Raw genomic sequence first — 26,102 nt, 5'->3', positions numbered from 1 at the left:
GTCTGTTACTTGTCCGTGCCGTTCACAGCGTCCCGCACCGCGTTGCGGGCCGACTCAGGCAGGGTGCGGTACTCGCCCCAGAGCCGCTCCAGCGGGCTGGGCTCACGGCGGTCAGCGTTCAGCCAGCTGAGAAACACGTCCCGCTCCAGGGGGGTAAGGCGCTCGATGCTGTCCAGTACGCCGGCCAGGTCGGCCTGACGCTGCCGACCGCCCACCCGGCACCGGTTGCACTCAGTGACGAGCTGGATCTCGCTCGTCCCGTCCGGCATCCTGACCTGCCGCCGTGCGACTTCCAACTGTGCATCCTGGCCCCCGTCACCGAACGACTCGCCCGCGCCGATTCCGCAGGACCGGCAGAGGAAACTGTCAGCCACGAAAACCTTGGTCCGCTGGGCCGCGGTCAGCCCGGACTTCTCCTTCGGGGACTTCGACTGTCCGGGAAGCCAGATGTCAGCTCCCTTCTTCACGAAACGCTGCTCGTCGAGGTGGAGCGACTCGTCCTCACGCCTGGTGTCGATCTGCCATTCGTGATCCCGCAGGTCGCGTACCCGGCGATCGATCTGCGCCACCTCGGGGAACGCCGCCCGCAGCTGTCCCTTGGTGAAGATGTTTCCTTCCCCGACCTCCGACACCAGCCACAGGCCAGCGCGCACCTTGCTACCGAACGACTTGTCGAGCCACGACGGCACTGCCACTTGCATCCTCCGCTCAACGAACACCCTCAAGAGCCGTTCACCGGGCAGCGCAAACCTGGGGGTCTGCCCTGCCGGGCTTCCGGCTGGCTCGACCATTCAGCACGGCCGTCAGAGGTGCCGTCTACCCCCAGCCCTCTTTGCGCGCAAGGTAGTCAAAACCTCTTGCTGCACAATGGACTACGCACGTTTAGAGGGGGTGGCCATGGCGGGAAAAAGCTCGGCAGGCGCGACGGGGCCGGATCTGCCACCAGGGCGGAAGGCACTCGCTGAGGCGATAGCCGCTCTCTACGAGCACCTGGCGGTCAGAACGCTGGTCGAGGCTTCGGAGCTGCTGGCGCTGGAAGGCTGGCGCAAGGACCCGAGTGAGATCTCCCGCTACCGCAGCGGGCGCCGCAAGCCGCCCATCGGCTTCGTCATCGCACTCCACAAGCTCGCTGCCGACCAGGCAGCTCCTGCTTCGGTGGCGTTTTCCCCGACGGAACTGCACACGCTTCATGCGGCGGCCGAGGCGACCTTCTGCCAGAACTGTGGTCCGGCACTCAGGGAAAACCAACGGCTTCGAGGCGAGAACAGCCGGCTTCTCGCCCGCCAGCCCTCCATGGATTCCCCCCCGTCCACTTCCGCGGAGGGGAGCAATCCGGCCGCTCTCTCACGCCCTGCTCCGCTGCCGGTCCCCCGCCGGGCGGGGGACCGGCAGCGGAAAGCACGTGATGTGGCTGCAGCGCAGCAGCTGGCCACCAGCACCGCTTCCCTACGCAGAAACGGGCAGATCGGTCACGCGGTCGCCCTCATCCAGGACACGTCGGCATCACTGTCCCCTCTGGAGAGCGCAGCAGCCATCGCACTGTTGCGTGGCGGCCAAGATGACCTCGCGGACACGGCCATCGGCATCAACGGCCGGAGCCGTGTCGAGAGGGACGTCATGCGCATCGCAGTTGAGCTGCATGCCCTGGGCCTGCCAGATGACGCCGGCGCGATCCTCCGGGCCGCGCTTGCGCATGCGCCGGCACAGACCTGACGGAGAACGGCGCCCCCGGAAGAAAACGAAGTCCTGAGCGCAGTTGCCGAACCGGCTGGTGTCCTCGGCCGCCGCGGTGAGACTTGACCCGCCGACGCAGCCCCGCACCGAACTGCTGTGTGCATGCTCCTTAGCGCCAGGGACGCTCAGGAAATGAGGGCTGCGTCCAGGTACTCCTGCACCGGCTCGAACAGCCCATACGGCACGTACTCCGGGATCTCGTCATGGGTAACCCAGGCCAGTTCGGCCAGCTCCTCGGTGTCCGCGACGTGGGCCATGCCGGCCAGTACCTCGCACGCGGTGTACGACATGAGTCGGCCCGTCTTCGGGTGGACGCGCTCGCCAAGCAGCTTCACGGCCGCCACGGTCAGCCCGGTCTCCTCCTGGGTCTCCCGCACGGCGGCGTCCTCGCGAGCCTCGCCAGGCTCGACCTCTCCGGCCGGGAACTGCCAGGAGAGCTGTCCCTCGCTGACCCGGCGGCGCACCATCAGCACGCATCCCTGGTTCACGACGATGGCGGCAGCGATGCCCGGGCGCTCGTCCGCGTTCTGGTTCGTCACGTCTACTCCTCCAGGACGGCCAGGATGGGTGGGAAAATCGTATCGACGGGGATGAAGCGAGGCAGCGCGTTTCTGGGGACCCACATGACGTCGATGTTCTCGGCCGCGTCGCTGTTCGTGGCCTCGCCGGCCAGGTACTCGCAGAGAAAGTACTCACACAGCACGCCGGTTACGGGATGAAGGCGGTTCCCGAGGTGCTGCCGGACCGCGCAGTGGACACCCGTCTCATTCAAGGTCTCCCGCACCGTGGTGGTCTCCGCCTTGCCTCCCGGTTTGATGACGCCGGCCGGGAACTGCCACGTAATTCCGGCAGCGTCGTCGTCCCGTCGGCACACCAGGAGGACATCGCCATCGCGGGCGACCACCGCGATGGCCACCCGCAGCGCCTGCGCGCCGGGCGGCGTCGAGTCCGCTGGGGCCTGTTCCTTCGCCAGCAGGAGCGCGAAGCGCTGTCGCGCAGCCGCAGGAGCCTGCTCATGGGCTGTGTCGAGGAGCTGCTGCATCTCCCTGCGAGGCACGAGGGCCGCGTCGGAGTGCCAGGTGGCCACCGTCCTCACGGCGATGCCGAGGTGGGCGGCGAACTGCTCGTTTCCGAGGCGCAGGGCGGACTGCAGCAGGCAGGCGTACCGGCCGCTCCAGCGTTCGATCACGTCCACAAGATTGCCCCCTCGTCGCCGCCCCGGTGCAGGAGTCCGCGCGCCGAAAGTGCACTCCCACTGCACTGGCACTTCATGGTCACGCGGGAAGGGCCCCGGAAGAATCGGAGTCACCAGGGGCCAAGAAATCACCCGTCGAAGGCTCAGTCCCTGGGAATCGTATGAGAGGCGCGAGAGCGCCAGACGACCACAGGGAGATTCTAGGTGCGCATCCCCAGCAGATAGTAGAGACAGAGAAGTTGGCCGAATCGGGCTTCTCGTTGGGCTGATTGGCCGTACCTTGGCCGGCATTCGCCCGTCCGGGGCATTGCCCGCACGCCCGAACCGCCCTGCCAGCGCCGGTAACCTCAGCAGAAGACGGCTGATTGCCCGTCATGTTCGGTTGCTAGCAAGGCGAAAGGGAGTCAATGGCCGAGGTTCAGGCACACACCGTCGAGCGCACGCTCGTCCTGCTCAAGCCCGATGCGCTGGCGCGTGGCCTGGCAGGAAGGATCATCACTCGATTCGAGGATGCCGCGCTCAAGATCGTCGGCACGAAGATGAAGTGGATGGACGAGGAGTTCACCCGCAAGCACTATTTCGATCTTGAAGAGCGGCTGGGTTCGGAGGTCTACAACCTTACGGCGACGTTCATGCAGCAGGGGCCGGTCATCGCCCTGGTACTGGAGGGCTTCGACGCCATCGCCACCGTCCGAAAGATCGTCGGCAGCACGTACCCGAACCAGGCTCCGGCCGGCACGGTGCGGGGCGACTTCTCGCACTACAGCGCGGCGGCCAGCATCGCCTCGGGCAAGGCGGTCGCAAACCTCGTGCACGCCTCCGGCAACGCGGAGGAGGCCAGGCAGGAGGTGGAGCTGTGGTTCGACAAGGACGAACTGCAGGACTACAAGACGCTGGCCGAGATCTACACGTACTAGCAGCGGGTCACGGCGTCACCGCGGGGGCGCCAGGGCGTTGATCACCACTGGGGCACGACCGTTTGAACCGAGAGGGCACCATGACCAACCAGACCCGCCTGGCCTCCACCGACGAGCTGGAGTCGATCTTCCAGCGTGAGCTGGCGACCGACCGGTGGGCCGCCACCGAGACCGCGTACGCCCTGGCCGTGCGCCACCGCGACCTGAGCGACTGGCCCGCGTCGCAAGAATGGGCCCAGCAGTGCCTGCGTCTGCTGGAGGGGTTCCCCAGCGAGACGGAGGAGCAGGTCGCCACCGGCCGCACGTCGGTGGGAGGCGTTCAGCTGCCGACGTACCTGCACTCGGGTGTGGTCGAGGAGCGCTTCGGCACCCTCGGCTGACACCCACCGATCCACCGGGGTGATGCGGCCGGCACCCGCATCGGCCGCATCACTCCGCGCTCGACCACCAATCCCGTAGCGATCGCCCGACCGGACAGGCCCCGCACGGCAGGGTCCGGCTGGCTTCGTCATGCCTGAAACGAGGAGGCAGCAGCCCCGTGGCCGTCGAGATCGAGATGCGCGCCCGCTTCACCAAGGAGGTCCAAGACCAGCTCGTCACCCGCCTGAAGGCGGACGGGGAGGACCTGGGCCCCGACGACAAGCACATCTACTTCTACGTGCTCCCCGACCAGCTCCTGAAGGTCACCGACAACACCGCCGCCGGCACCGCCAAGATCACCCTCAAGGGGAGCAAGATCGGGCAGGGCGCGGCCTTCGCGGAGACCGAGTTCGCCATCGCACCCGCCGACGTTCCGGCCGCGGTGAAGGTGTTCAACGCCCTCGGGTTCGAGTCGGCGATGCACGAGGCGTTCAACTTCCGTCACAACTTCCGCCTCGACGGCGTCGAGATCGCGGCCAAGTGGAGCGAGGCGTGGGGCTACCACGCCGAGTTCGAGGTCCTGCTGGAGGACGGCGCCTCGGACGCCGCCCGCGCCGAGGCAGAAGCCAAGATCACGGATGTCGCCACGGCGCTCGGCGTGACCCTGATGACGGAGCGGGAGCTGGCCGACTTCACCGCCACCTTCGAGGCCGCCGAGAAGGAGCGCAAGGAGCGCGAACAGCAGACCGCGCCGATCCGGTAGGGAACATCACCGCGGAGACCACCAAGGGGGTGGGCACGAGTGAGCACGACCCCGTTGACCGCAAGTCTGATCGACCTGGCTGCCCGTGGGCAGCTCCCGCTCCACCAGCACATGGACCACGCCACCATCGCGTGGATCAGCGACAATAGGCCCGACCTCCCGCCGACAACGCGGCCGGCCTTGAGCCCGCAGTCGAAAGAGCTGCTCGCGCACGGCGGACTGCCCACCCGGTGGTGGGCCGACCCCCGCCTGTACACCTCGCTCCACGGCGTCCGCCACGCCATGAGGACGGCGGCGCTCGCCGCCGTCCTCGCCGAGGCGAATGACCTCTGCGACGCCGATGCCGCTACGGCGATCCTCGCCGCCGCCGTACACGACTGCCAGCGGCGCCACGATCAGGACGACTGCGGACACGGCGCCCGCGCGGCCATCTGGCTCGCCGCGAACGCCGACACCGTCTGGGGCTACTTCGGCCTCGCCGCCACGCCCCGGCGGATCGTGCAAGCGGCCACCGCCGTCCGACTGCACGACGTTCCGTACGAGGCGTTCACTGCGGACGACAAGTCCGACCACGTCCGGGCCGAGCGCATCACCGACGTGGTCAAGGCTGCCGATGCCCTGGACCGCTACCGCCTGCCGAAGCTGAAGTGGTGGCCGGACTCCCGGTACGTCCGCGAGTCCGCCTTCGACCAGCTGCGCGGCCTCGCCTTCGACCTGGTCCTGGTCTCGGAGCGGGCCTACCTTGCCGGGGCCAGCGGCACCGCGGCCGTCCGCTACGCGCTCGCCGAGAAGGGCCTGGTCTGACCATGGACTTCCTCGGCACCTACCACCTGTGGGCCGACGCCCACGCCTTCTTCGACTCCACCCTCATCCCCAGCCCCGCCGACCACACCGACCCGCTCGCCACCCAGGCTGCGGGCTGGGACCGACAGCTCGCTGAGGAGACCCCGAACGGCCACTTGCTTCGGCAGAACGCCCTCTTCGAGGCCCTGCGAGGAAACGGCAAGCTGCACCTCCTGCACGTCACCCACGCCCTGGAGGAGATCAGTCGGCAGGGAGTGCTCTACCCGTCGGGCGGCTGCCTCGTCGGAAGCATCTACTGCGCGCCGCTCACCGCGACCGAACAGGGCTTCCGCATGCACAACCTGGGCGCTTACGTCCTGGCCAAGGAAGCGCCGGCCTTCCTGGCCAAGCTCGGCGTCACCGATCGCGTCCCCACCCCGCTGGTCTTCGAGATCGACACCCCGCCGCAGGCGTATCGCGGTCTCGCCGGCGTGGACTACCTGCGGCTGGGCCTCATCCACCTGCAGATCTACAGCCACCTCGAATACCTGCTGAGCAAGAACGAACGCCACCAGCTGCGCGAGACCGTCGTCAGCAGGGTCAAGAACTCAGCCGCATTCCTCGCCACCGCCGCCGCCGTCGCCGTCGCCTACCAGGGCACCCAGGTCGACGCCGAGCCGTTCCTCAAGCTGCTCGACGAGACGATCCCCCGGCTGCCGATCCTCGGCTACCTGTACTTCGAAGCGGTCGCCGAGTACCTGATGCTCCACTCGGTCTCCCGCCACACCCGGCGCCTGGCCGAGCTCGGCGAGCTGAACAACTGGCTGTACAAGGAGATGCTGTTCGCCTCCTTCCCCGCGATGGAAGGCAGGTTCGACCTCGCGAGGTTCCGTCCACGTCCGAAGCAGCTGGCCGCGCTCATCCACCGAATCGACCCGACCATCGACACCAGCCACGCGAGTGCATACCTGGTCGAGCGGATCAGCTACCTCGTCGCCGCCCGCCTCTTCGCGCCCGGCGACTCCCCCGAAGCCTGGCACCACACGCGCTGGGAGTTCGACTCCCTGGCCACGCAGCTCGGACCGCTCCTTGGTCACCTGATCCACCGGGAGCTGCGCACCTTCGGCCGCTACCCCGACTTCTACTTCTACTTCGACCAGCACAAGGCGCTGCAAGCCTGGAACTACTGGAACCACATGGACATCGTCGCCCCGTTCAACGGCACGATGCCCAAGGGCGAGATCGGCATCAACCCGGCCTACCCCAACCTCGACTACCGCGTCTGGCGCGCCGAGCAGGACGATGCCGGCCACCTCCACCCGGCCGAAGAGCTCGCGCTGACCATTGCCCCGCGGCTGGTGGACATCAAGTACACGCTCATGCGCAACAACCAGTGGACCGCCCCCGCGCCCAGCGCCGCCTGATCACCGACGCTGCCATCCGCGGCCCACCCCACCCCGAGCAACCTCACACGCAGGAGATCCGTGATGAGTCCCTCCGGCATGCCCTCCGTCGACCTCCTCGGCGAACAGATCGCCTCCGTCCTCGCCGATCCCGCCACTACCCACGGTCTCGCCCGCACCCTCCGGGCCGCCGCCAAGGAGATCGAGCTCCACCGCTACCACCACGCCAGCCGGCGCGCCTGGCCCAACGGCCGCATCGACGACAAGCCCGCCAAGGTCCAGATCGGCGGCGGGGCCCACCGCATCGACGGCTTCTTCAACATCGACCTCGTCCCTCCGGCCGACCTGCTCTGGGACATCCGTGAGGGCATCCCCCTCCAGGACGACAGCACCGAGGGGATCTTCTCCGAGCATTTCCTTGAGCACATCGACTACCCGCGCTCGGCCAAGCAGTACGTCCGCGAGGCCCACCGAGTCCTCGTGCCGGGCGGCCGGATCATCACCGGCGTCCCCGACGCCGCCTTCGCCCTGAGCCAGTATCCCGGCCCCCTGGACGCCTGCGACGAGACGATCGAGCGCTGGTACGCCAAGCGCGACTGCCGCCGTGACATCAACACGCGGCTCGACCTCGTGAACCTCGTCTTCCGTGACCAGGACGACGACCCCACGTACACCCCGCACCTGTGGGCGTACGACCACGAGAAGCTCGTCCAGCTCTTCACCGAGGCCGGCTTCACCACCGTCGAACCCTGGACCTTCGACCCCACCATGGCCAACCCGAAGCGCCGCTGGGGCAGCGTCTACGTCGTCGCCACGAAGTAACCCATCAAGCAGCCCGCGGGTCCGGGACGCCCCGTCCCTAGCCGCCCGGACTCGCGGGCCTCCACCCCATGCCACAGCATCCCGTACCCGCCCGGCAGCATCGCCGAGGAAGCCACCTGCATGAACCAGGTCCCACCACCCATGAGCGAGCTGACCCTCGCCACCTCCCCCAGCGCCGTCGCCTGGGCCCGTCGCCATACCGTCGACATCCTCCAGCGCTGGCGTTTCCCCGATGAGGGGATCGAAGTCGCCCGGCTCCTAGTCTCGGAGTTGACCACCAACGCGATCCGACATGCCCAGCTCTCGGAGACACCTGAATCCGCTGGCCCCGGCACAATTCTTCTCAAGCTCTGGCCCATCGAAGGTGGCATCATCCTCGCGGTCAGCGACCCCGACCCGCGACCGCCAACACCTTGCGCCCACGACACCAGCGCCACCGGAGGCCGCGGGCTTGTCCTCGTAGAGACCATGGCAAACCGGTGGGGCTACTCCCCTACGCAGACGTATCCCGGGAAGATCGTCTGGGCAGAGGTTCCCGCTCGTCCCAGCACTGCCCCGGTTGAGTCAGCCACCGGGGGCAGGCAAGCCACCTCTATGCTCATCGGGGAAATCCTGACCGGCCTACGCGAGCTGTAGTCGAACCGATCAGCTACGGCATCGCGTAACAACAAGGCCTTTTCTGCTTCAGGTTGAGTCATACGGAAGGCAATGATGGCCTTCACGATGGGAGAAGGACCAGCCGTGGCAACAGAGTTCATCGAGGTCCCGGTCATCGCCGACGTCGTCGGGGGCCACACCGGAAAGCTCGACGACTTCAAGGGCGGGGTGGAGTCGATCATCCGCCTGCGGCCGGAGTTCCCCGTCGAGACGCTGCGGGGCATCGAGGAGTTCTCCCACCTCCAGGTCACCTGGTTCTTCAACCTCGGCTCCCCGGACGACGTCGCCCTGCACGCCCGCAGTCCCCGCGACAACCCCGCCTGGCCGGCGACCGGGACTTTCGTGCACCACAACCACCGGCGCCCGGCCCGGCTCGCGACCTCTTTCCCGAGGCTGCTCAAGGTCGACGGGCTCGACCTGCACGTCACGGACCTCGACGCCGACGAGGGGACCCAGGTCGTCGATCTCGTGGCCGTGTTCCAGGAGATGCTGCCCCGTGGGCCCGTCTCCCAGCCGGCGTGGCCGGGCGAGATGCTGGCGGACTACTGGCGGGACGCCTCCCAGCGTTGAGGAGACGCGCGGATGCCGTGATGGAGGCCGCAGCCGGGATCAGAAGATCACCCACATAGGTGATCTTCACTTGGTGTGTATGGCTTGACACGTTCCGTGCTGTACGGTCGCGCAAAACGGCCCCCGTCAATGGTTGGCGCCATCGACGAGGGCCTGAACCACCAGTGGAAGCGACCCACAGTGATCTACCGCAACGTTATCGCGCCCTCCCGCGCCTTCGGTCAGTACTCGCACGAGATCATCCGGCACCCCCGCCTCAACTCCGATGCCGTGCGCCTTCTCACCTGGCAGCTCTCGCTTCCTCGGGGAGCCCGCGAATCGCTCTCCCGGACCGCCGAGCGTGCCCGGATCGGGGCATGCGCCTTCGGGCGCGCCAAGCGGCAGCTCAAGGAAGAGGGGTTCGTGCACGAGCGGCGGGTCCAGGGCGCCGGTGGGCACTGGATCACCCAACAACTCGTCTCCAGCGCCCCCTTGACCGCCGACGAGGCCGCCAAGATCCTCGCCCGGACCCCCCTCCCCGCCTGCGAGGACCCGGTGTCCCCGCAGGTCGCGCCGAGTCCGCGGAATCGAGCCGTCGGTGTCCCGGCCGCTGGTGCTCCGGAGGCTCCGTCGACCGGCGGTCATCCAGAGAAAGAACCCGTGGAGGACACCTCCAACCTTCCGTCGGCGGCCGACGAACCGGCCGATGAGCCCGGTGACGAGACCGCACCCGTCGCCAGTCCCCGGCAGGAAGAGGCCCGCGCTCTCGTGGGCGCGTTGCCGCTCCTCTCCCCCGCCCTCCGGAACATCCCGCCCGGCATGCGCGACGAACTCGCCCGCCTCGCCGCGCGCTGGCTCGACGCCGGGCACACCTCCGCCGACGTCCACGAGCACGTCCTGCGCGGCCTGCCCGGTGCCGGGACGCCCGTACACCGGCCCGGCGGGCTGGTCAGGTACCTGTTGCGGGAGGTGCCGCCCCGCGCCCTGCCCCGGCTCGTGTCATCGCCGTCCGGGCCCCGGCTCTCCCCGCGGCTCGAAGGCGCGCGCGAGTGCTCCGGCGACCACGTCCAGCCGATGCTGTTCCGGCCCGTCGGGGACGAGACGCTGTGCGCCCGGTGCCTCCCCCGCACCCCTGACGCGCCCTCGCCCGGCCGGGAAGCCCACGGCGGCTCCCGCGTTCCCGTCGAACCGTGACCCCGCGCAGGGGCCCCGTCCGCACCTCGTAGGCTCGGAGGACGACCCGTCGACCCGAAAGGTCCCGCCATGCCCCGCATCCCCTCCCCCCTCACCGCCGCCGCCGGACTCGTCGGCGGGTACGCCGTCGCGCGGTGGACCAAGAAGCGGCCGCTCGGTGGGGCCGTGCTCGCCGTGGCCGGTGGGGTGGCGGCCCGGGAGTGGCAGCGGGTGGGTGGGGCGAAGGCCTCCGTGGGGCTGACGTCCGCCTACGTCGCCGCGTTCGCCGGGTCGCACCCGCTCGCGAAGAAGATCGGGGCCTGGCCCGCCGTCTTCTCCGTCGCCGGGGCCGTCGCCGCCGCCTCCTGGGCCGTCACCCGCGACCGGGGCTGAGCCGCCCGCGCCGCCGGGGTACCGGCGGTCCGGCCGGAAGCCGGTCCCGCGGTCCGCCCTCGTCCGTGCGGCACCGTTGATCACCGCCCCCTACCCTGTGGGCCATCCGAGTGGCCGAGCCAGGGGTGGGGATCTGTGTGGCGGAGCAGACCGACAGCGTTCGAAGAGACGGCACGGCGACTCCGCGCACATGGCGTTCCGTGCTCCGCGGCCTGGCCGCCGTCTGCGTCCCGTTGGGGATCGTCATCGGCATGGCCTGGGCCTTTCTGGCGCCCTCGGGCTACTGGCCGGGGTCGTCGGTGACGACGGCCTGGGAGACCCGGAGCGACAGCCAGGCGCCCGAGGGCAGCACCCGCCGGGCCTGGCTCGCCGGTGACACCCTCGTCCGCGCCCGGTACGACGCCGTCACCGGCTTCGACGCCGACTCGGGCAGGAAGCGCTGGGAGTTCGTGCCGCCCCGGCGGGCCGACATCTGCGCCGCCGGCGAGACCGCCGACGACACCCGCGTGCTGATCGCCTACACCGGGAAAACCGGAGCGACCGAAGGGACCGGAGAGGCCTCCGGGAGCTGCTCCGTCGTCGTCGCGCTCGGTCTCGCCGACGGGCGCGAACTGTGGCGCGCCTCCCTCGCCCTGGCGGGCGGAGGCGCTGCCGACGCCTCCGGCGCCCTGGCCGCGGGCGGCGGGCTCGGCGTGGTCCTCGACGCCGGGACCGGGAAGGGCGCCCCCGCCCTGCGCGCCCTCGAACTGCGCGGCGGCTCCCCGCGCTGGACGGCCGCGGTGCCGAAGGGGTGCGCCCCGGTCCGTACCGCCGTCGCGCCGAAGCAGGTCGTCGCCGTCCTGGCGTGCGGCGAGGAGATGAAGCTGGCCGCCTTCGACCCGGCTGACGGCGGGGAACGGTGGACCACGCCCCTCGACGACCGCAACGGCGTCCTCACCGGGGCGAGCGTGGCCATCATGGCCACCGACCCGGTCGTGCTGCGGGTCGACGAGGGCGACCGGGGTGTCGACGCCTTCCTCGCCTTCGGACCGGACGGCCGCCCCGAGGCGCGGATCCAGGCCACCGGTGACGGCTACGGCACGATCGGGCCGCACGCCGTGGTCTCCGACCGACGGCTCTTCGCGCTCACCGACGGCGGCCGGTGGGGTCGTCTCGTCGCCTTCGACCTGACGACCGGTGACGAGCTGTGGCGGGAGGACATCGGCGGGGCCGCCTACGTCGTCCAGGGGCTGCACGCGGAGGCCGGCCGGGTCATGGTGGTGAAGGGGTCCACCAAATACGGGGACAACCTGCACGTCTTCGACGCCGCCACCGGCGAAGAGGAGGAGGACCGTGCCTTCCGCGACGACGTCGGCCCCTTGGACCACCTGCTCCCGTACAAGGACCGGATCATCGCCGTCCGCTCGGGCGGCCGCGTCAAACCCTTCAGCGCGTACGAGCGCTGGTGACGCCCGTCTCCGTGAACGGCGTCCGCTCCCCCGCCACCCGTGTGCCGGGCGGCCGCCGGCCCCGTGGCCGTACCGCCACGGAAACGGACCCGGGCACCCGGCGCAAAGGGCTCAGCCCCCCAACCCGTGGCTCACCGTATAGATCAACAGCCCCGCCAACGCCCCCACCACCGTCCCGTTGATCCGGATGAACTGCAGGTCGCGCCCGATGTTCGCCTCGATCTTCCGCGAGGTCTGGGTGGCGTCCCAGCTCGCGACCGTGTCCGTGATCAGGGACGTGATCTCGGTGCGGTAGGTGGTGACGAGGTACGCCGCCGCGTCCTCCGCCCAGCCGTCGACCTTCGCGCGGAGGCGGGCGTCCGTCGAGAGGCGCCGGCCCAGGGAGATCAGGGAGGCGCGGGCGCGCAGGCGGAGCTGGCTGTGGTCGTCCTCGGCCGCCGCGAGGATCAGGGAGCGGACCGACGACCACGCCGAGGCGATGATGTCCTGGACCTCCGGGCGGGCCAGGAGGTCGGACTTCAGGCGCTCGACGCGGACCCGGGTGTCCGTGTCCGACTGGAGCTCGACCGCGAAGTCCGCCAGGAAGCGGTCGATCGCCCCGCGCGCCGGGTGCCCCGGCATGTCCCGCATCTCCGTGACGAAGCGGAGCAGTTCCTTGTAGACGCGCTCGCCGATCCGCTTGTCCACGAAGCGCGGCGTCCAGCCCGGCGCCCCGCCCTGGACCGCGTCCATCACCGAGTCCCCGTGGGTGACCAGCCAGTCGTGGGCCCGGGTGCAGATCAGGTCCACCGCCCGGCGGTGCGCCCCGTCGTCGACCACCTTCTCCAGCGTCTTGCCCAGGGGCGGCGCGATCTCCACCGCCTCCGCCCGGCGGGTGATCGCCTCCCCCACCACCGCCTGCACGTCCGCGTCCCGCAGCACCGTCAGCGCGCCCCGCAGGGCCGTGGAGAGCTCCGCCACCACCCGGTCGGCGTGCGCCGGGTCCGCCAGCCAGGCGCCCAGGCGGCCGCCGATGCCCAGGGCCGTCAGCCTGCCCCGTACGACGTCCGCCGACAGGAAGTTCTCGCCGACGAAGACGCCGAGGGACGTGCCCAGCTGGTCCTTCTTCTTCGGGATGATCGCCGTGTGCGGGATCGGCAGCCCCAGCGGGTGCCGGAAGAGGGCCGTCACCGCGAACCAGTCCGCGAGCGCGCCCACCATGCCCGCCTCCGCCGCCGCGGCGACGTACCCCGCCCAGGCTCCCGCCCCGGAGTTCCGCGCCCACGTCGCCAGCGCGTAGACCACCGCCACGAGGAGCAGCAGGGACGTCGCCAGCGCCTTCATGCGCCGGACGCCCCTGCTCTTCTCCTCGTCCGCGGCCGTGTACGAGAAACTCACCATGCGTCGACCTCCTACCTCAGGGACTCCCGGCGCTCCTCCCGAGTTCCCCCGTACATCTTCGCGATCACCGCCTCGATGTCCGGTTCCCGCACCGACAGGTCGACGAGCGGATGCGCGGCGGCCACCGCGGCGACCAACGGCGCCGCCGAGTCCGTCGCCGGGAAGGCGAGCCACTGGCGGGGCCCCTCCGCCCGTACGAAGCGGGCCCCGGGCACGTCGATCGGGGGCAGCTCGCGCTCCAGGTCCACCACCAGGAGCCGTTCGCTCTCGCCCACCTCGTGCAGCCCGGCCAGTTCGCCGTCGTACATCAGGCGCCCGTGGTCGATGACCATCACCCGGGAGCAGAGCTGCTCGATGTCGGTCAGGTCGTGGGTGGTCAGGAGGACCGTCGTGCCCCGCGCGTCGTTCAGGTCCCGCAGGAACTCCCGCACCTTCGCCTTCGACACCACGTCCAGGCCGATCGTCGGCTCGTCCAGGTACAGCACCTCCGGGTCGTGCAGCAGCGCCGCCGCGATGTCGCCCCGCATCCGCTGCCCCAGCGAGAGCTGCCGCACCGGCACGTCGAGCAGCTCCCCCAGGTCCAGGAGCTCCACGCAGCGGTCGAGGTTCTCGCGGTAGCGGGCGTCGGGAATGCGGTACATGCGGTGCATCAGCCCGTACGAGTCCCTCAGCGGCAGGTCCCACCAGAGCGTGGTCCGCTGCCCGAAGACCACCCCTATCCGCCGGGCGAGCCGGGTGCGCTCGCGGGACGGGTCGATGCCCGCGACCCGCAGCCGGCCGCCGCTGGGGGTGAGGATGCCGGTCAGCATCTTGATGGTGGTCGACTTCCCGGCCCCGTTGGGGCCGATGTAGCCGACCATCTCGCCGCGCTCCACCCCGAACGAGATCCCGTCGACCGCCCGGACCTCCCGTTTCTCGCGGCGGACCAGGCCCGCCCTGCGGCGGACCGTGAAGGTCTTCTCCACCCCGTCCAGGTGGATGAAGGGTTCGGTGGACGACATCCCGGAGTCCTCAGCTTCCCGTCGATCGGTACGAGCGGATCCCCGCCCGCCAGGCGAGGCCCGCGACCCCGCAGCAGACGAGCGCCACCAGGGGCGACGCGAACGCCGCTCCGTCCGGCACCCCCGCCGGGGCCGGCCGGCCGAGCACGTACAGGGCGGGCAGCCAGCTCACGAACGCCAGCGGCACCACGTACACCACGCCCCGCACCAGCTCCTGCGCGAAGATCGTCGGCGGGTACTGGAGGAGGGTGTTCCCGCCGTACGTGAAGGAGTTCGTGACCTCGGCCGCGTCCTGGATCCAGAAGAGCGCGGACGCGCCGACCACCATCACCGCGCCGAAGATCACCGCCCCGCAGACCACCGTCACCGGCAGCAGGACCACCTTCACCGGCGTCCAGTCCACGTGGAGCAGGACCAGGCTCCAGACCAGGACGAGCAGCGCCTGCGCGACCCGGCCGAAGCGGCGCAGCGCGAACTTGTCCGCCGCGACCTGCGCGAGCAGCGGCGCCGGGCGCATCAGGAAGGTGTCGAGCGAGCCGTCCCTGACCCGCTTCCCCATCCGCTGGAGCGAGCCCATCGTCAGGTCCGCGATCCCGAAGGCGGTGCCGGCCGTCCCGTACAGGAAGGCGACCTCCGCGAAGGAGAAGCCGCCGAGCCCCTTCACCCGGCCGAACATCAGGAGGATGACGACGAAGTCGAAGAAGGTGACGCAGAAGCTGGTGAAGAGGGTGAGGGCGAAGGAGGAGCGGTACGTCATCGTGGACCGGATCCACATGGCCGCCACCATCCGGTAGGTGCGGAGGGAGTCGCCGAGGACGCCGTACGTAGGGGGCGGGTCGTCCCCCGCACCCGTGACGGGCGCCGCGGTCGTCGTCTCAGCCACCCTGCACCACCACCTTCCGCGTCGCCAGCGCCTGTACCGCCCGGCCCGTGCCGAGCAGCGCCAGGGCCCAGCAGCCCTGGAAGGCGTACGCCCCCGCGAGCTCCCAGCCCTCGTACCGCCCCAGGTAGACGTCGGCCGGGACCTGGAGGAGGGAGGCCCACGGCAGCATCCGGGCGACCTCGCCCAGGGCGCCCGGGAAGACGTTCAGCGGGAGCAGCATCCCCGAGAAGAACAGGCCGCCCAGCCAGGCCACCTGCATCACCCCCTGGCCGTCGAGCAGCCAGAAGGCGCTCATCGCCACCAGGTACCAGAGGGCGAAGCCGACCGCCGAGCCCAGCGCCACCGCGAGCAGGAAAGCCGCCCAGCCGCCCGGCCCGGACGGCAGCGTGAAGTCGAAGACGAGCGCGCCGAGCACCATCGGGGCGACGCCCCGGCCCAGGAGCTGGAAGGCGGCCCGGCCCGCGTTGGCCGAGAACCACCAGGCCTGGAGGTCGGCGGGGCGGTAGAGGTCGACGGCGATGTCCCCGGTCCTGATCCGCTCGATCAGCTCCTCCTCGAAGCCGCCGCCCATCAGGCCGCAGACGGTGATGAGGGCCTGCCCGATCCAGACGTAGGCGAGGGCGTCGTCCATGGAGTAGCCGCCGAGGTGCGGCCGTTCGTCCCAGAGGGCGACGTACGTGTAGGAGAGGACGAGGCCGAAGACGCTGTTGGTGAAGACGCCCGCCGCCGTCGCCACCCGGTAGGTGGCGTAGCGCCGGAACCCGCCCGCGGCCACCGTCGCGTACAGCCGCAGCATGGAGCTCCCTTTCCGGGAAGGGGTGGAGGGACGGAGGAAGGCGAAGCGCACGACCCTAGCGGGGGCGTGGTGTCCGTCGCGACCCGTTTTCACGTCATATTCGAGTCGCGTACGGGACTTTCCGGTCATTACGGGCAATATGGGATGCCATGTCCCCTTCCTCGTCCCCCTTCTCCGGTACGGGCCCCGGTACGGACTCCGGCATGGGCTCCGGCCCCGGTGCGAGCGACCCGGGCGGCACCCCCCGGACGTCCCGCCCGGGCTGGGAGCCGAGGGATCCCACCCTGCACCCGCCGCACCCGCCCGTCCGGGCGACGGCCCCCGAGCCCCGCCCGAGCCGCCGGGACCGCCGACGCCGCCGGGGCCCCTTCCGGCGCCTCCTCCGCCTCCTCGTCGGCACCCTGCTCCTCGGCGCCCTGCTCCTCGCCGGAGCCCTCGCCGCCGGCTACCTCCTGGTGGAGATCCCGCCCGCCAACGCCGCCGCCGTCGCCCAGTCCAACGTCTACCTCTACCGGGACGGCACCCCCCTCGCCCGCGACGGCGAGGTCAACCGCGAGAACGTCCGGCTCGACCGGATCCCGCTCTCCCTCCAGCAGGCCGTCCTCGCCGCCGAGGAGCGCGACTTCTCCACCTCGCGGGCCGTCGACCCCAAGGCGATGGTCCGCGCCGCCTGGAACACCGTCACCGGCAAGGGCCGCCAGTCCGGCTCCACCATCACCCAGCAGTACGTCAAGAACTACTACCTGGGCCAGGAGCAGACCCTCAGCCGCAAGGCGAAGGAGTTCTTCATCGCGATCCGGCTCGGCCGCGAGAAGAGCAAGCAGGAGATCCTCCAGGGATACCTGAACACCAGCTACTTCGGGCGCAACGCCTACGGCGTGCAGGCCGCCGCCCGCGCCTACTACGGCAAGGACGTCGAGCAGCTCGACACCGCCGAGGGCGCGTACCTCGCCTCCCTGCTCAAGGCCCCCAGCGCCTACGACGTCACCACCCACCCCGAGAACCGCGCCAAGGCCGTCGCCCGCTGGCACTACGTCCTCGACGGCATGGTCACCGAGGGGTGGCTGGACCGGGCCGGCCGCGCCGCCCTCCGCTTCCCCGACCCCCAGACCGCACGTCCCGTCACCGCCCTGTCCGGACAGCGCGGTTACGTCGTCCAGGCCGTCGAGGAGTACCTGACGAGCCACGGCGTCCTCGACGAGAAGACCCTCGCCGGCGGCGGCTTCCGCATCACCACCACCCTGGAGCCCGCCAAGCAGGAGGCCCTCGCCGAGGCCGTCGAGGACCGGGTCGTCTCCCGGCTCGACCCGGACCGCAACCCCGCCGACCGCTTCGTACGGGTCGGGGCGGCGGCCGTCGACCCGGCGAACGGCCAGGTCCTCGCCCTGTACGGCGGGATCGACTACACCCGCCAGTACGTCAACAACGCCACCCGCCGCGACTACCAGGTCGGCTCCACCTTCAAGCCCTTCGTCTTCACCGCGGCCGTGCAGAGCGGCGCCCAGACCCAGCAGGGCCGGCCCATCACCCCGTCCACGCTGTACGACGGGACCAACCGGCGCCCGGTGGAGGGCTGGAGCGGCGACCCGTACGACCCGGCCAACGAGGACGACGCGAGCTACGGCGAGATCCCCGTCGGCACCGCCACCGACCTGTCGGTGAACGCCGTGTACGCCCAGATGGCCGTCGACGTCGGCCCCGCGCACGTGCGCCGGACCGCGATCGCCCTCGGCGTGCCCGGCTCCACCCCCGACCTCACCGCCTCCCCCTCCATCGCGCTCGGCGCGGCCACCGCCAGCGTCGTGGACATGGCCACCGCGTACGCCACGCTCGCCGCCCACGGCAGGCTCGGCACGTACACCCTGGTGGAGGGCGTCACCCGGGGCGGCGAGCGGCTGGAGCTGCCGGACCCGCGGCCCCGGCAGGCGGTGAGCCGCGAGGCCGCCGACACCACCACGTCGATCCTCAGGAGCGTCGTCGAGACGGGCACCGGAACGGCCGCGCAGACCGCCGGACGTCCGGCGGCGGGCAAGACGGGCACGGCGGAGGACGACAAGGCCGCCTGGTTCGCGGGCTACACCCCGGAACTCGCCACGGTCGTCGCGCTGATGGGCCAGGACCCCGAGACCGGCCACCAGGAGCCGCTGTACGGGGCGCTCGGCGTGGAGCGGGTCGCCGGGGGCGGGGCGCCCGCCGAGATCTGGGGGCAGTTCACCCGTGAGGCCCTGGCGGAGACGCCCCCGCGGGACTTCGACCTCCGCCTGATGCCGGGGGCCGAGGAGCCGCCGCCCGCGACGCCGACAACGGGCGGGACGGAAGGGGCACGGGAGACGGAGGGGACGGAGGAGCTGGAGGAGTACGTGACCGGGGAGGCGGGCCCGGGAGCGGCCCCGGCGGCCCGGGGCGGCGTCCCGGACGCTCCCGGGCCGGAGACCGGGCCCCGTACCGCCGAACGGGGCACGCCCGCCCGCCGGACACCGGACGGTCAGTGACCCGTCAGTGATCCGTCAGTGACCCGAGGTCGCCTTCAGGCCCACCACGGCCACGAGCAGCAGACATACGAAGAAGATGCGGGCGGCGGTCGCCGGCTCCCCCAGGACCACCATGCCGAACACCGCCGCACCGGCCGCGCCGATGCCGACCCACACGCCGTACGCCGTACCGATCGGCAGCGTCTTGGCGGCCTGCGACAGCAGCAGCATGGAGGCGACGATCCCGGCGCCGGTGAACAGGCTCGGCCAGAGGCGGGTGAAGCCCTCGGTGTACTTCATCCCGATCGACCAGGCGACTTCCAGCAGACCGGCGACGACGAGAAGGATCCAGGCCATGACGGCACCTCCGTGAGACGGAACGACAGGGGTGCGTCGTCTTGTCGTCTACCCGGTACGGCGCGTCTCGTCGGGGTCCTTCCAGGCTAGCAAAGAAAGGGCGGAGGCCCCGGTGACCATGGTCACCGGGGCCTCACGGGGTTCGTGCACCAGCAGACAGGGCCCGGCCTACAGATAGAGCCCGGTCGAGTCGGACGTCCCCTGGAAGCGGTCCGCCGCCACCGCGTGCAGGTCGCGCTCGCGCATCAGCACGTACGCGACGCCCCGCACCTCGACCTCGGCGCGGTCCTCGGGGTCGTACAGGACCCGGTCACCGGTCTCGACCGTACGGACGTTCTGGCCGATCGCGACCACCTCGGCCCAGGCGAGGCGACGACCGACGGCGGCGGTCGCCGGGATCAGGATGCCGCCGCCGGAGCGCCGCTCCCCCTCCGGAGAGTCGGTACGGACCAGGACCCGGTCGTGGAGCATCCGGATGGGCAGCTTGTCGTGGGTGTTCTCGCTCACGGGGTGAACCTACCCGCCCGGGCGTGTCGCCCGTGCACGGGAGCCGCACCCGGCCGCGCCGGAAACCGCACCGGCGGCGCCCGGAACCGTCACCCCTTGGCCTTGCGGCCGGCGAAGGCGATCAGCCCGACGACCGCGACGACCGCGAGCGCCGCCGGCACCACGCGGTCCAGGCGGGGCGCGCCGTCCGCGTGGGTCAGGTGGGCCTTCACGTCCGAGACGACCCGGTTGACGGCGACGAAGGCGCGGCCGGCGGTCTGGTCGACCGTCGAGGCCACCTTCGCCTTCGCGTCCCCGATGATCGTCTTCGGGTGCACTCGAATGCCGATCTCGTCGAGAGTGACGGCGAGCTGCTCGCGTCGGCGGACGATGTCCGCCTCGATCTGCGCAGGGGTCCTGGCGTCCGACACCGCACTGCCTCCGTAGTCGTGATCGCCGTGATCGTCGTGATCCGGTCGTTGGTGGACAGTCTGTCAGTTCCGCCGCCGAAGGGGCGCCCCAGACCCCCATTAGGCTCTGGACGCGTACGCGAACGTTTCCCGAGGAGAGCCATGAGCGAGCGACTGCAGCCCGGCGACACCGCCCCCGCCTTCACCCTGCCCGACGCGGACGGCAACGAGGTCTCCCTCGCGGACCACCGGGGCCGCAAGGTCATCGTCTACTTCTACCCCGCCGCCCTCACCCCCGGCTGCACCAAGCAGGCCTGCGACTTCACCGACAACCTGGAGCTGCTCGCGGGCGCCGGGTACGACGTCATCGGCGTGTCGCCGGACAAGCCGGAGAAGCTGGCGAAGTTCCGCGAGAAGGAGGACCTGAAGGTCACCCTGGTCGGCGACCCGGAGAAGGAGGTCCTGGAGGCGTACGGCGCCTTCGGCGAGAAGAAGCTGTACGGCAAGACGGTGACGGGCGTGATCCGCTCCACCGTGGTCGTCGACGAGGAGGGGAAGGTCGAGCGCGCCCTCTACAACGTGAAGGCCACCGGCCACGTCGCCAAGATCATCCGGGACCTGGGCGTCGAGGCCTGACGCTCCCCCGGGATGTGACGGGGGTCGCACTCCGGACGATCCCCGTTTGCGAATGCCACGGTCGCGCAGAAGAGCCTCTTGTGTGTGTTTCCCGCAGAGAGGACGGACGGTCATGCCGGCCCCCGACACCGACCACGCGGCCGACCCCGAGGCCCTGAGACGCCATCCCCGGCTCTTCAGGGCCGTCGACCGGCGCAAACAGCCCAGGCTGCGGCGGACCGACATCACGGTGACGGACGAGGCGGCGGTCAGGCGGGCCGTGAAGGCGGCCTCGCTCGGCAACGCCATGGAGTGGTTCGACTTCGGCGTCTACGCCTACCTGGCCGTCACCCTCGGGCACGTCTTCTTCCCGTCCGGGAACGACACGGTCCAGCTCCTGTCGTCGTTCGCGACCTTCGCCGTCGCCTTCCTGGTCCGCCCGCTCGGCGGCATGGTCTTCGGCCCGATGGGCGACCGGCTCGGCCGCAAGAAGGTCCTCGCGCTGACCATGATCCTGATGGCGGCCGGCACCTTCGCGATCGGCCTGATCCCGTCGTACGCCTCCATCGGCTTCTGGGCGCCGGTGCTCCTGATCGCCTTCCGGATGCTCCAGGGCTTCTCGACGGGCGGCGAGTACGGCGGGGCCTCGACCTTCATCGCGGAGTACGCGCCGGACCGGCGCCGGGGCTACTTCGGCAGCTTCCTGGAGGTCGGCACCCTGGCGGGGTACGTCGGCGCGGCCGGCCTGGTGACGGCGCTCACCGCGTGGCTCGGCTCCGACACGATGGAGGCGTGGGGCTGGCGCGTGCCGTTCCTGGTGGCGGGGCCGCTGGGCCTGGTCGGCCTCCACCTGCGGATGCGGCTCGACGAGACGCCGGCCTTCCGGCGCCTGGAGTCCGACGCGGGGCACCCGTCGGAGGCGGCGGACGCGGTGGAGACCACGACCAAGGGCGACCTGGCGAAGATCTTCCGGCAGCAGTGGCCGATGCTGGTGCTGTGCGTCGCGCTGGTGGGCGCGTACAACATCAACGACTACATGGTCCTCTCCTACCTGCCGACGTACCTCTCGGACGAGCTCGGCTACAGCGAGACGCACGGCCTGCTGATCCTGCTCCTGGTGATGGTCCTCCTGATGCTGATCATCACGCGGGTGGGCAAGTTGAACGACCGCTTCGGCCGCAGGCCGGTCCTGATGGCGGGCATGCTGGGCTTCCTCTTCCTCTCCCTCCCGGCGTTCCTGCTGATCGGCCTGGGCGGGATCCCGGCGGTCACGGCGGGCATGCTGATGCTCGGCCTGTCCCTGGTCTGCATGCTCGGCACCATGTCGGCGGCGCTCCCGGCCCTCTTCCCGACGGACGTCCGCTACGGCTCCCTCTCGGTGGGCTACAACCTCTCCACGTCCCTCTTCGGCGGCACGACCCCCCTCGTGATCACGGCCCTGATCGACACGACCGGCAGCAACCTGATGCCGGCGTACTACGCGATGGGCGCGGCCCTCGTCGGCGTCGTCGCCGTGGCCTGCATGAAGGAAACGGCCCGACAGCCCCTGGAGGGCTCGCCCCCGTCGGTGGAGACCCACGAGGAGGCGGCGCAGATGGTCATGGCCCGGGCCCCGGAACCGAAGTTCTGACGCCCTTCCTCGCATGCACGGCCCGCCCCGGTCGCTTCCGGCGCGGGCCGTTCGCGTGCGATATGACGTGACCGTCCGATATTCGGCTCGTTGATCTGTACGAGGTTCGGACAGGGAGGGGGCCGGATGGGGACGAGCGCGTACACGAGGGAGCGGCTGGAGTCGGCCGCGCGGGGAGCGGGGACGCTGACGGAGGCGCTGGAACGGCTCGGGGTGGATCCGAGGAGTTCGACGCGGCGGTACGTGGCCGAGCGCATGCGGAAGCTGGGCGTGGACACGTCCCACTTCGAGCGGGAGGGCGTCCGGTGGACCCGGGAGGTCCTGGAGGAGGCGGTGGCCGCGTCCACGAACATGTGCGAGGTGCTGCGGCGGCTGGGGGTGGAGGTCGTGGGCGGGCAGCACACGCACATCAGTCGGCGGGTGAGGGCGTTCGGGATCGACACCTCGCATTTCGTCGCCTCGACCCGGACGGAGAACATGCGGTTCAACCAGCGCCGCCGAACACCTGCCGAGGTGTTGGTCGAAGACGAATCGCCTCACGCGAGGCGCTCTACCGGCAAACGCATCAAAGAGGCATTGCAGGAGTCCGGTGTCGAGAACCGGTGCGCACTGTGCGGGAACGAAGCACTGTGGCTGGGTGAACCCCTTTCCCTGGAGGTCGACCACATCGACGGGAACTGGCGGAACAACCGCATCGAGAACTTGCGACTGCTCTGCCCCAACTGCCATTCGACGACGGACAGCTACCGGGGACGGGGAAAGGGGCGCGTCCGGTGAGGGCAGGCGTCCGGTACACGCGCGAGCGGCTGGCCGGGGCGGCTTCGCGCTGCGCGAGCGTCGAGGAGGTGATGGACTTCTTCGGCGTGGAGCCGTCCGACAGACTCCGTCGCTACCTCCTGAAGCGCTTCGCCGACTACGGCATCGACATCTCGCACTTCCCCCACCGCCGACGCGGCGGCCCCCCGCCCCGCCCGGCGGTGGAGGATCTGCGGAATGCGGTTGAGGGATCCCTCTCCATTGCCGGTGCCCTGCGCCTCCTGGGTCGGCCGGACAGCGGGCAGATGCGTGCGCTGTTCCGCCGGTGGACGGCGGAGGCGGGCCTGACCACCGCCCACTTCCTCGGACAGGCGCACCAGCGAGGCAAGCCGAGCCCGACCGCCGCGTCGCCGGAGGACGTGCTGGTCAAGCACGACAAGAGGTACCGAACGACAACGGCAAGGCTGCGCCGCGCACTGTCCGAGGTCGGAGTGCCCGAGCGATGTGTTCGATGCGGCGTCGGGCCCGAGTGGCTCGGCAAGCCCATGACGTTGGAGGTCGACCACGTCAACGGGGACTGGCGCGACGATCGACGGGAGAACCTGCGTCTGCTGTGCCCCAACTGCCATGCGATCACGAGTACGTGGTGCAGGGGAGGCAAGCGTTACGCCGCTCCCGGTGGGGCAGTAAGGTAGGCCGCGTCCGGGCCCGTATCCCAGTTGGTTAGAGGACGCCGTTTTAGAGGCGGTGCGTCGTGGGTTCGAGTCCCACCGGGCCTACAGCGAAGGCGCGGCGCTCTCATGGCGCCGCGCCTCCGTCATGTCTCAGCCCAGCAGCTCCCGTACCACCGGCACGAGCGCGCGGAACGCCTTGCCCCGGTGGCTGATCGCGTTCTTCTCCGCCGGGGTCAGTTCCGCGCAGGTGATGTCGTGGCCCTCGGGCTGGAGGATCGGGTCGTAGCCGAAGCCGTTGGTGCCAGCGGGGGCGTGGCGGAGGGTGCCCGGCATGGTGCCTTCCACGACGCGTTCCGTGCCGTCGGGGAGGGCGAGGGCGGCGGCGCAGGCGAAGAAGGCGCCGCGGTGTTCGTCGGCGATGTCGGAGAGCTGGGCCAGGAGCAGGTCCAGATTGGCGCGGTCGTCGCCGTGGGTGCCGGACCAGCGGGCGGAGAAGATGCCGGGGGCGCCGTTGAGGACGTCGACGCAGAGGCCGGAGTCGTCGGCGACGGCGGGCAGGCCGGTGGCCTGCGCGAGGGCGTGGGCCTTGAGGAGGGCGTTCTCCGCGAAGGTGACGCCGGTCTCCTTGACGTCGGGCACCTCCGGGTACGCGTCCGCGCCGACGAGTTCGAGGTCGAGGCCCGCGTCGGCGAGGATCGCGTGGAGTTCGGTGATCTTGCCCGCGTTGCGGGTGGCGAGGATCAGACGGGTCATGCCGTCGATTATCCCGGGGACCGTCAGCCCGGCGTGCAGACCTTCGTGACCTCGCCCGCCGCGTCCGTGATCGGGGTGATGTCCGGGGTGGTGTCGCCGTCCTTCACCGTCGCGCGGACGGTCTCGACGCCCTTGGAGAGGTCGTCGACGGCCTTGGAGAGGTCCGCGTTGTCGGTCGTGTCCTTGAGGTTGTCCAGCTCGGTGGAGATCGAGGTCAGGGACTCCTCGATCTGCGTCGGGTCGTTCGAGGCGTTGGAGACGGCCTGCTGGAGGTTGCCGACCGAGGTGGCTATCGCGTCGGCGGTCTTGACGCAGTCCAGGGCCGTGTCGAGGGCCGAGCAGCCGCTCAGGACGGTGGTGAGCGTGGCGGCCGTGGCCACGGCGAGTGCGAGGCGGCGCTTCAAGGTGGGTCCTCCCCCTGTACTTCACGACGGTTGTGCGGGCGCACGGATCGTGTCCGTGCGCCCGTTGTCCGTCAGGACGCCGTGGCGCCCCGGAGGGTTCCTCGGGGGTTCCTCAGAGGGTTCCTTCGAGCGCCTCGCGCTGGATCTCGGCCAGGTCGGCGCAGCCGCCGGAGGCCAGGTCGAGGAGGGCGTTGAGCTCCTTGCGGTCGAAGGGCTCGGCCTCGGCGGTGCCCTGGACCTCGACGAAGCGGCCGTCGCCGGTGCAGACGACGTTCATGTCGGTGTCGGCGCGGACGTCCTCCTCGTAGCAGAGGTCGAGGAGGGGGACGCCGTCGACGATGCCGACGGAGACGGCGGCGACGGTGCCGGTGAGGGGCTTGCGGCCGGCCTTCACGAGCTTCTTGGACTGGGCCCAGGCGACGGCGTCGGCGAGGGCGACGTACGCGCCGGTGATGGCGGCGGTGCGGGTGCCGCCGTCGGCCTGGAGGACGTCGCAGTCGAGGACGATCGTGTTCTCGCCGAGCGCCTTGTAGTCGATGACGGCGCGCAGGGAGCGGCCGATCAGGCGGGAGATCTCGTGGGTGCGGCCGCCGATCTTGCCGCGGACGGACTCGCGGTCGCCGCGGGTGTTGGTGGAGCGGGGGAGCATCGAGTACTCCCCGGTGACCCAGCCCTCGCCGCTGCCCTTGCGCCAGCGCGGGACGCCCTCGGTGACGGAGGCGGTGCAGAAGACCTTGGTGTCGCCGAAGGAGATGAGGACGGAGCCCTCGGCGTGCTTGCTCCATCCGCGTTCGATGGTGACGGGGCGGAGCTGTTCGGGGGTACGGCCGTCGATACGAGACATGGGAGGAGGGTATCGGGATACGGCGAAGGGCCCGTTCCCCTGCCGGAACGGGCCCTTCCGATGCGAGTCGGTCACTCGCACCGGGTCCTCACATCATGTCCTCGATGTCCGCGGCGATCGGGTCCGCGTCGGTGCCGATGACGACCTGGATGGCGGTGCCCATCTTCACGACGCCGTGGGCGCCGGCGGCCTTCAGGGCGGCCTCGTCGACGAGGGCGGGGTCCACGACCTCGGTGCGCAGGCGGGTGATGCAGCCTTCGACCTCTTCGATGTTCTCGATGCCGCCGAGCCCGGCGACGATCTTCTCAGCCTTGGTGGCCATGTGTTTCTCCCTGTCCGTTCCGTTCGCGAGGACGCGAATGTCGGCGCACCTGCGGTCCGCTTTGACACGGTAACCCACGGTTGGCCCAACTTCGCGAGCGAGTGCCGCCGTTCTGCCGAATGA

Annotated in this window: 31 protein-coding genes, 1 tRNA gene and 1 riboswitch; of the genes, 18 read left to right on the top strand and 14 right to left on the bottom strand. The window is 70.5% G+C overall.

Going from position 1 to position 26,102, the window contains the following annotated elements:
* Nucleotides 1-5: 5 nt before the first annotated feature.
* Entirely contained in the window at nt 6-701 is a 696-nt protein-coding gene (locus tag ACIP5O_RS04255) for a hypothetical protein (RefSeq protein WP_401288402.1), read from the bottom strand.
* A 166-nt stretch (nt 702-867) separates the two neighbouring features.
* On the opposite strand from ACIP5O_RS04255, the gene ACIP5O_RS04250 reads away from it, so the two are divergent.
* On the top strand, nt 868-1,713 hold the full coding sequence (locus tag ACIP5O_RS04250) for a hypothetical protein (RefSeq protein WP_401288400.1): 846 nt from the start codon (nt 868-870) through the stop codon (nt 1,711-1,713).
* A gap of 146 nt (nt 1,714-1,859) precedes the next feature.
* Here the strand turns inward: ACIP5O_RS04250 and ACIP5O_RS04245 are convergent, their stop codons facing one another.
* Both ACIP5O_RS04245 and ACIP5O_RS04240 read right to left on the bottom strand, forming a co-directional pair.
* Complete coding sequence (locus ACIP5O_RS04245; RefSeq protein ID WP_401288398.1) at nt 1,860-2,273, bottom strand: NUDIX hydrolase; 414 nt, start codon at nt 2,271-2,273, stop codon at nt 1,860-1,862.
* A gap of 2 nt (nt 2,274-2,275) precedes the next feature.
* Nucleotides 2,276-2,929, bottom strand: coding sequence for an NUDIX hydrolase (locus ACIP5O_RS04240; protein WP_401288396.1), 654 nt, complete (start codon nt 2,927-2,929; stop codon nt 2,276-2,278).
* Between the two features lie 407 nt (nt 2,930-3,336).
* Between ACIP5O_RS04240 and ACIP5O_RS04235 the strand changes: the two genes are divergently transcribed.
* The 11 genes from ACIP5O_RS04235 (at nt 3,337) to ACIP5O_RS04185 (ending at nt 12,197) form a co-directional block, all read left to right on the top strand.
* Complete coding sequence (locus ACIP5O_RS04235; protein WP_401288393.1) at nt 3,337-3,846, top strand: nucleoside-diphosphate kinase; 510 nt, start codon at nt 3,337-3,339, stop codon at nt 3,844-3,846.
* An 80-nt stretch (nt 3,847-3,926) separates the two neighbouring features.
* A complete protein-coding gene (locus ACIP5O_RS04230; protein WP_401288390.1) occupies nt 3,927-4,226 on the top strand; it encodes a hypothetical protein in 300 nt (99 codons plus the stop codon).
* A gap of 158 nt (nt 4,227-4,384) precedes the next feature.
* Nucleotides 4,385-4,969 carry a hypothetical protein gene (locus ACIP5O_RS04225; RefSeq protein ID WP_401288387.1) on the top strand — a complete coding sequence of 195 codons (585 nt, stop codon included), beginning with the start codon at nt 4,385-4,387 and terminating at the stop codon, nt 4,967-4,969.
* A gap of 39 nt (nt 4,970-5,008) precedes the next feature.
* Nucleotides 5,009-5,773: a hypothetical protein gene (locus ACIP5O_RS04220; RefSeq protein ID WP_401288384.1), complete on the top strand. Its 765-nt coding sequence runs from the start codon at nt 5,009-5,011 to the stop codon at nt 5,771-5,773.
* Nucleotides 5,774-5,775: 2 nt separating this feature from the next.
* On the top strand, nt 5,776-7,176 hold the full coding sequence (locus tag ACIP5O_RS04215; RefSeq protein ID WP_401288382.1) for a hypothetical protein: 1,401 nt from the start codon (nt 5,776-5,778) through the stop codon (nt 7,174-7,176).
* Nucleotides 7,177-7,239: 63 nt separating this feature from the next.
* Nucleotides 7,240-7,977, top strand: coding sequence for a class I SAM-dependent methyltransferase (locus tag ACIP5O_RS04210; protein WP_401288380.1), 738 nt, complete (start codon nt 7,240-7,242; stop codon nt 7,975-7,977).
* 141 nt (nt 7,978-8,118) lie between these two features.
* On the top strand, nt 8,119-8,613 hold the full coding sequence (locus ACIP5O_RS04205) for an ATP-binding protein (RefSeq protein ID WP_401288378.1): 495 nt from the start codon (nt 8,119-8,121) through the stop codon (nt 8,611-8,613).
* 87 nt (nt 8,614-8,700) lie between these two features.
* Nucleotides 8,701-9,204 carry a TrmO family methyltransferase gene (locus ACIP5O_RS04200; RefSeq protein WP_401288375.1) on the top strand — a complete coding sequence of 168 codons (504 nt, stop codon included), beginning with the start codon at nt 8,701-8,703 and terminating at the stop codon, nt 9,202-9,204.
* Nucleotides 9,205-9,333: 129 nt separating this feature from the next.
* Nucleotides 9,334-10,377 (top strand): hypothetical protein, encoded by a 1,044-nt coding sequence (locus ACIP5O_RS04195; protein ID WP_401288373.1) that lies wholly within the window; start codon nt 9,334-9,336, stop codon nt 10,375-10,377.
* A gap of 69 nt (nt 10,378-10,446) precedes the next feature.
* Nucleotides 10,447-10,749, top strand: a complete 303-nt coding sequence (locus ACIP5O_RS04190) for a hypothetical protein (protein WP_401288370.1) — start codon at nt 10,447-10,449, stop codon at nt 10,747-10,749.
* A gap of 200 nt (nt 10,750-10,949) precedes the next feature.
* On the top strand, nt 10,950-12,197 hold the full coding sequence (locus ACIP5O_RS04185; protein WP_401288367.1) for a PQQ-binding-like beta-propeller repeat protein: 1,248 nt from the start codon (nt 10,950-10,952) through the stop codon (nt 12,195-12,197).
* A gap of 111 nt (nt 12,198-12,308) precedes the next feature.
* Here ACIP5O_RS04185 and ACIP5O_RS04180 read toward each other — a convergent pair whose 3' ends face one another.
* Genes ACIP5O_RS04180 through ACIP5O_RS04165 form a run of 4 tightly spaced genes read right to left on the bottom strand, consistent with a single transcriptional unit; the run spans nt 12,309 to nt 16,254 of the window.
* Entirely contained in the window at nt 12,309-13,577 is a 1,269-nt protein-coding gene (locus tag ACIP5O_RS04180; RefSeq protein WP_401288365.1) for a DUF445 domain-containing protein, read from the bottom strand.
* Between the two features lie 11 nt (nt 13,578-13,588).
* A complete protein-coding gene (locus tag ACIP5O_RS04175) occupies nt 13,589-14,578 on the bottom strand; it encodes an ATP-binding cassette domain-containing protein (protein ID WP_401288362.1) in 990 nt (329 codons plus the stop codon).
* Between the two features lie 10 nt (nt 14,579-14,588).
* Nucleotides 14,589-15,461 carry an ABC transporter permease gene (locus tag ACIP5O_RS04170; protein ID WP_401288359.1) on the bottom strand — a complete coding sequence of 291 codons (873 nt, stop codon included), beginning with the start codon at nt 15,459-15,461 and terminating at the stop codon, nt 14,589-14,591.
* On the bottom strand, nt 15,454-16,254 hold the full coding sequence (locus ACIP5O_RS04165; protein WP_401289324.1) for an ABC transporter permease: 801 nt from the start codon (nt 16,252-16,254) through the stop codon (nt 15,454-15,456). Before ACIP5O_RS04165 ends, ACIP5O_RS04170 begins: the two co-directional genes overlap by 8 nt.
* A gap of 206 nt (nt 16,255-16,460) precedes the next feature.
* Here ACIP5O_RS04165 and ACIP5O_RS04160 point away from each other — a divergent pair, with 206 nt between their 5' ends.
* Nucleotides 16,461-18,749, top strand: a complete 2,289-nt coding sequence (locus ACIP5O_RS04160; RefSeq protein WP_401289322.1) for a transglycosylase domain-containing protein — start codon at nt 16,461-16,463, stop codon at nt 18,747-18,749.
* 15 nt (nt 18,750-18,764) lie between these two features.
* Here the strand turns inward: ACIP5O_RS04160 and ACIP5O_RS04155 are convergent, their stop codons facing one another.
* The 3 genes from ACIP5O_RS04155 to ACIP5O_RS04145 form a co-directional block, all read right to left on the bottom strand.
* A complete protein-coding gene (locus tag ACIP5O_RS04155; RefSeq protein WP_125661492.1) occupies nt 18,765-19,085 on the bottom strand; it encodes a multidrug efflux SMR transporter in 321 nt (106 codons plus the stop codon).
* 30 nt (nt 19,086-19,115) lie between these two features.
* Nucleotides 19,116-19,190: riboswitch (guanidine-III (ykkC-III) riboswitch) on the bottom strand.
* A 63-nt stretch (nt 19,191-19,253) separates the two neighbouring features.
* Nucleotides 19,254-19,592: a co-chaperone GroES gene (locus tag ACIP5O_RS04150; RefSeq protein WP_030210124.1), complete on the bottom strand. Its 339-nt coding sequence runs from the start codon at nt 19,590-19,592 to the stop codon at nt 19,254-19,256.
* An 89-nt stretch (nt 19,593-19,681) separates the two neighbouring features.
* Complete coding sequence (locus tag ACIP5O_RS04145) at nt 19,682-20,002, bottom strand: DUF3618 domain-containing protein (RefSeq protein ID WP_401288355.1); 321 nt, start codon at nt 20,000-20,002, stop codon at nt 19,682-19,684.
* Between the two features lie 141 nt (nt 20,003-20,143).
* Between ACIP5O_RS04145 and bcp the strand changes: the two genes are divergently transcribed.
* The 5 genes from bcp to ACIP5O_RS04120 all read left to right on the top strand — a co-directional run bounded on the left by bcp (nt 20,144) and on the right by ACIP5O_RS04120 (nt 23,761).
* Complete coding sequence (gene bcp / locus ACIP5O_RS04140; protein ID WP_401288353.1) at nt 20,144-20,617, top strand: thioredoxin-dependent thiol peroxidase; 474 nt, start codon at nt 20,144-20,146, stop codon at nt 20,615-20,617.
* A gap of 112 nt (nt 20,618-20,729) precedes the next feature.
* On the top strand, nt 20,730-22,226 hold the full coding sequence (locus ACIP5O_RS04135) for an MFS transporter (RefSeq protein ID WP_401288350.1): 1,497 nt from the start codon (nt 20,730-20,732) through the stop codon (nt 22,224-22,226).
* A 126-nt stretch (nt 22,227-22,352) separates the two neighbouring features.
* A complete protein-coding gene (locus tag ACIP5O_RS04130) occupies nt 22,353-23,003 on the top strand; it encodes an HNH endonuclease signature motif containing protein (RefSeq protein ID WP_401288347.1) in 651 nt (216 codons plus the stop codon).
* Entirely contained in the window at nt 23,000-23,677 is a 678-nt protein-coding gene (locus tag ACIP5O_RS04125) for an HNH endonuclease (protein WP_401288344.1), read from the top strand. Before ACIP5O_RS04130 ends, ACIP5O_RS04125 begins: the two co-directional genes overlap by 4 nt.
* 9 nt (nt 23,678-23,686) lie before the next feature.
* Nucleotides 23,687-23,761 (top strand) — tRNA-Leu (locus tag ACIP5O_RS04120).
* A 45-nt stretch (nt 23,762-23,806) separates the two neighbouring features.
* On the opposite strand, the gene rdgB is transcribed toward ACIP5O_RS04120, so the two are convergent.
* From rdgB to ACIP5O_RS04100, 4 genes are all read right to left on the bottom strand, one after another.
* Entirely contained in the window at nt 23,807-24,409 is a 603-nt protein-coding gene (gene rdgB, locus ACIP5O_RS04115; protein WP_401288341.1) for an RdgB/HAM1 family non-canonical purine NTP pyrophosphatase, read from the bottom strand.
* 23 nt (nt 24,410-24,432) lie between these two features.
* Complete coding sequence (locus ACIP5O_RS04110; protein ID WP_356540787.1) at nt 24,433-24,813, bottom strand: hypothetical protein; 381 nt, start codon at nt 24,811-24,813, stop codon at nt 24,433-24,435.
* A gap of 112 nt (nt 24,814-24,925) precedes the next feature.
* A complete protein-coding gene (gene rph, locus ACIP5O_RS04105; protein WP_401288338.1) occupies nt 24,926-25,657 on the bottom strand; it encodes a ribonuclease PH in 732 nt (243 codons plus the stop codon).
* An 88-nt stretch (nt 25,658-25,745) separates the two neighbouring features.
* Nucleotides 25,746-25,979, bottom strand: coding sequence for a glucose PTS transporter subunit EIIB (locus ACIP5O_RS04100; protein WP_030210103.1), 234 nt, complete (start codon nt 25,977-25,979; stop codon nt 25,746-25,748).
* Nucleotides 25,980-26,102 lie beyond the last annotated feature (123 nt).

Origin of the sequence: Streptomyces sp. NPDC088915, from assembly GCF_044749825.1 — a bacterium.
Lineage (GTDB): Bacteria > Actinomycetota > Actinomycetes > Streptomycetales > Streptomycetaceae > Streptomyces.
Note: the sequence above shows the minus strand (reverse complement) of the source record. Positions and strands in the feature narration are given on the sequence as shown.